This is a genomic window from Actinoplanes sp. TFC3 (genome assembly GCF_001553785.1).
GTDB lineage: Bacteria > Actinomycetota > Actinomycetes > Mycobacteriales > Micromonosporaceae > Actinoplanes.
The window spans coordinates 3,458,550-3,462,517 of sequence record NZ_LOJP01000001.1 but is presented as its reverse complement, the minus strand read 5'-3'; the positions used below and the strand labels follow the sequence as shown (position 1 = coordinate 3,462,517).

The 3,968-nt window shown below is 72.2% G+C and carries 4 protein-coding genes; all 4 read right to left on the bottom strand.

Annotated elements, in window-relative coordinates:
• On the bottom strand, nucleotides 1-237 hold a 237-nt coding region (locus tag TFC3_RS38005), incomplete at its 3' end, for an ATP-binding protein (protein WP_161952598.1).
• 130 nt (nucleotides 238-367) lie between these two features.
• Entirely contained in the window at nucleotides 368-1,201 is an 834-nt protein-coding gene (locus TFC3_RS15580) for a polysaccharide deacetylase family protein (RefSeq protein WP_067500340.1), read from the bottom strand.
• Nucleotides 1,202-1,265: 64 nt separating this feature from the next.
• Nucleotides 1,266-2,747 (bottom strand): (Fe-S)-binding protein, encoded by a 1,482-nt coding sequence (locus tag TFC3_RS15575; protein WP_236718142.1) that lies wholly within the window; start codon nucleotides 2,745-2,747, stop codon nucleotides 1,266-1,268.
• Entirely contained in the window at nucleotides 2,747-3,871 is a 1,125-nt protein-coding gene (locus TFC3_RS15570; RefSeq protein ID WP_067500338.1) for an FAD-binding oxidoreductase, read from the bottom strand. The genes TFC3_RS15575 and TFC3_RS15570 overlap by 1 nt, the downstream gene beginning before the upstream one ends.
• Nucleotides 3,872-3,968 lie beyond the last annotated feature (97 nt).

Sequence of the window (3,968 nt, the reverse complement as noted above, 5' to 3'; positions counted from 1 at the left end):
GGGCAGGGCGGGGCTGGTGTCGGAGACCTCGATGCGGACGGCGTCGGCGCGGCGGGGCAGCGAGAGCTCACCGCCGTTGCCGGTGTGCTGCACGACGTTCTCGACCAGCTCGGTGATCACCAGCAGGGCGTCGTCGACCAGTGGTGCCGGCTGCCATTGACCGAGCACGAGCCGAGCGCGCTGCCGCAGGACGGCGTAGTCGGTACGCTGCCCGAACGGCAGCCGCAGCGGTTCCATGGCGCACGCATTTACCCAGTGCGGGGGCCGCTACGCACGCCGGTGACGAGAATCCCCCGTCAGCGCGGGCCGGGTGCTTCGAAGCGGATCTGTGGGCTCGGCCCCGTCGTCGGCCATCGCGGTAGATCACTCAGCGGACGTAGTCCTCCAGCAGCGCCGGGGTGAGCCCGGCCTTGTGCATGGCGCGCAGCGCGGCCAGGAAGTCCTGCACGAACGCCTTGCGGAAGTGCATCAGGATGACGTCGCCCGGCTGCACGCGGTGCTCGCCCTGATAGCGGACCTTGCCCTTGTCGACGGTTTCCTTCCACATGAAGGCCGCCCTCATCCCGCAGTCCTTGGCGGCGCGCAGCGTGGTGTCGTCCTTCTCGCCGAACGGGGGCCGGAACAGCACCGGGCGGCGGGTGTACCAGTGGCCGAGTTCGTCGGCGGAGCCGCAGATCTGGTGCTTCTGGGCGGCGTACGACATGCCGCGCATCTGCGGGTGGCTGATGGTGTGCGCCTCGACCACCGCCCCGGCCTCGATCAGGGGCCGGAAATATCCGGGATCGTCGCGGATGGCGTCGGTGGTCAGGAACAGCGTCACCGGTACGTGCGCGGCGGCGAGGAGCTTCGGAGCCTCAGGATGCTTGAGGAAGCCGTCGTCGATGGTCAGGAAGGCGACCTTCTGGTTCGTGGGGACGCGCAGCACGTACTCGACCCTGCCGTCCTTGGGTGCGGGGATGACCCGCTCGGGAGCCGGCGCGGGGTGGAAAACCGGGAGGTCGTCCGAGGTCCAGCCCTTACCCGCGACGTGCGGCCGAGCCGGCGGCGCAGCGGGCCCGCTGGGGGAGGCGGCACCCGGGGCGGGCGAGCCGGTGGAGGACGGCGGCACGAGCGTGGGCGTGCGGGACCCGGACCCGCACCCGGCCGTCACCAGCAGTGCCGCCGCGGTCACGGTAGCCGCCAGGCCTCGCAAGATCGACATGGTTCGTCATCATGGTCGCAGCCCTGTCAGAACGGCGTGAAGTTCTCCGGAAACGCTCTCGGTTTCACCTCCCGGGTTTGCCGAGCAGGCTCTGGGGTGGCAAGCCGCGCAGTGAGGCGTCGAGGACGGCCGCGGTGTGCGCCACCGGCAGCGAGCGCCCGAGCCGCCGGGCCGCCGTGCTGATCTGCATGAGGCACCCCGGGTTGGCCGTGACCAGCAGCGCCGCGCCGGTGTCGAGAACCGTGCGGGCCTTGCGTTCGCCCAGCGCCGCCGCGGGTTCCGGGTCCAGCACGTTCCACACGCCGGCCGAGCCGCAGCAGATCTCCGGATCCCCGATCTCCCGGACCGTCAGCTCGGGGACCTGGGCGAGCAGGGAACGGGGCTGCTCCCGGACCCCCTGAGCGTGCGCGAGGTGACACGCGTCGTGATAGGCCACCGTCACCGGCAAGGGGTGCCGGACGGCCGCCGGGCCCAGCTCCACCAGGATCTCCGACAGGTCCCGCACGCGAGCGGCGAAGGCGGCGGCCCGCTGATCGCCGGGCAGCAGATCGGCGTACTCCTTCATCGACGAACCGCACCCTGCCGCATTGACAACCACATGGTCCACGCCGGCCCGGTCGAAGGTGTCAATGATCCGCCGCGCGAATGCCTGCGCCTCGGCCAGCCGTCCGTTGTGGACGCTCAGCGCGCCGCAGCACCCCTGTGCCCGCGGCACGATCACGTCGCAGCCCTCGGCGGCCAGCACCCGGATCGTCGCGGCGTTGACGTCGGGAAAGAACGCGCTCTGCACGCAGCCGGTGAGCACGCCCACCACCGCGCGCCGGGTCCCTCGGGCCGGAATCAGCCGGGGCGGCGGGGGCACCGTGCGCAGCCGCGGTGCGAGCGCATCAAGCGTGGCCAGGCTCGGCGCGAGACGTTCGAGCAGCCCGGAACGCGCCACCAGCCGCTGCAGCCCGCTGCGCTGATAGGCCCGCAACGGCCCGCGCAGCACCTTCAGCCGCCGCGGATAGGGGAACAAGGCGAAGATCAAGGACCGCAGAGCACGATCTCTGGCCGTACGATCAAAGCGCCGTTCGACCTGGCCCCGGGTGTCCTCGATCAACCGGTCGTAGCGCACCCCGGACGGGCACGCGGTGACACATGACATGCAGCCCAGGCAGCGGTCCACGTGCTGCACCAGCGAGGCGCTCATCGGCTCGCCCTCCAGGCCTTGCTTCATCAGATGGATCCGCCCGCGCGGCGAGTCCATCTCCTCACCCCACAACACGTAGGTGGGGCACGTGGAAAGACAGAACCCGCAGTGCACGCAATCGTCGATGATCTCCCGGCGTGGCGGCCGCTCCCCGTCGAAGGCCGCCACCGGCCCGAGCACGTCCCGCGGCACGTCGATCAGGCCGCCCGTCGCGGGAGCGCCGATGTCGCGGGTGGGGCCGCGGCTGCCGTCCGGCCGCGGGGCCCGGCCGTCGCCGGCTTGAAAGCCGGCGTTTGGCGGGACGCTTGGCGCGGTGCTGGCGCTTGGCTGTGGGTCTTCGGGGGTGCTGGTCATCAGATGCCTCCCGCGAAGCGGCCCGGGGCGAAGCGGTACGCCGGATCGAACTGGCCCTTGACCCGGCGCATGAGTTCGATGCCGGGCACGGGTCCCCACATGTCCAGTGATGTGCGCACGGCAGCCGGCGCGGTCAGGACAACCGCGTGACCGCCGGCGCGGGTGGCCACGGTGCGCAGGTGGTCCACCGCGAGCCGGTCCGGGGCGTGGGCGTACAGGACGCCGGTGCCGGCCGAGCCTCGCACGGCAGCGTCCAGCAGGGGCACCGCGGTCAGGGGCACGGTTACCTTCACGCCGATGCCGTCGCCGGGCAACGGGTAGCGGGCGAACCAGGCGGGCGGCTCCGCTGACACCACGCCGGCGAGGAGCTTCTCGAGGCGGGCGGCGCGGTCGTGCACGCCTTCGGGGGTGCCCTCGATGAGCACCGCCAGCTCGATCAGACCCTGCGCCGGACGGTTGATCTCCACGGCGGACGGGACAAGCTGCTCACCCCGGATCGCGGCGAGCCGGTCGGGCAGGTCGGCGGGCGGCACTCGGGCCAGCACCACGGCCTGCGTGCGGGGCACGGGGTGCAGGCGGAAGACACACTCGGTGATGAGCCCGAGGGTGCCGTAGGAGCCGGTGAACAGTTTGCCGAGGTCGTACCCGGCGACGTTCTTCACGACCTTGCCGCCCGCCCGCGCGATGGTGCCGTCGGGCCGCACCACCGTGATGCCGATGAGCAGGTCACGGGCGGTGCCGTAGAGCATCCGGCGAGGCCCCGAGGTGTTGACGGCAACCGTCCCGCCGACGCTTGCGCCGGGCAGCGGCAGGTCCAAGGCGAGCTGCTGGGCGCCGAACCGCAGATCTTCCACGGGTGTGCCGGCGCGGAGCACGGTGATGAGGTCGCCGGCCGCGTGCTCGACAACGCCGGTGAGCCGGTTCGTGTCGACGATCAGGTCGAGACGGCGCGGGGGCATGCCCCAGTCGAGCTTGGTGGCGCCGCCGCGAACGACAACGGCCAGGTTCTCGGCGGCGGCTGCGGCAAGGACGGCGGCGGCCTCGGCGGTGCAGGTGGGGGCGGCAACGAAGCGGGCGGGGACGCCGGCGACCACGTCATCATCGTTTGCGGGCTGCCAGCGCATCAGAAGACGTCCATCTCGGGAGCCCTGCCGGCCGGCATCGCGAGGGCGGGGCCGGCGGCGGCGTGGTGGATGCGGGGGACTTCGCCGCAGAGGCGGG

Bases quoted from the DNA above. Each gene is read 5' to 3' on its own strand.
- TFC3_RS15580 (WP_067500340.1), bottom strand. From the start codon at position 1,201: ATGTCGATCTTGCGAGGCCTGGCGGCTACCGTGACCGCGGCGGCACTG.
- TFC3_RS15575 (WP_236718142.1), bottom strand. From the start codon at position 2,747: ATGACCAGCACCCCCGAAGACCCACAGCCAAGCGCCAGCACCGCGCCA.
- TFC3_RS15570 (WP_067500338.1), bottom strand. From the start codon at position 3,871: ATGCGCTGGCAGCCCGCAAACGATGATGACGTGGTCGCCGGCGTCCCC.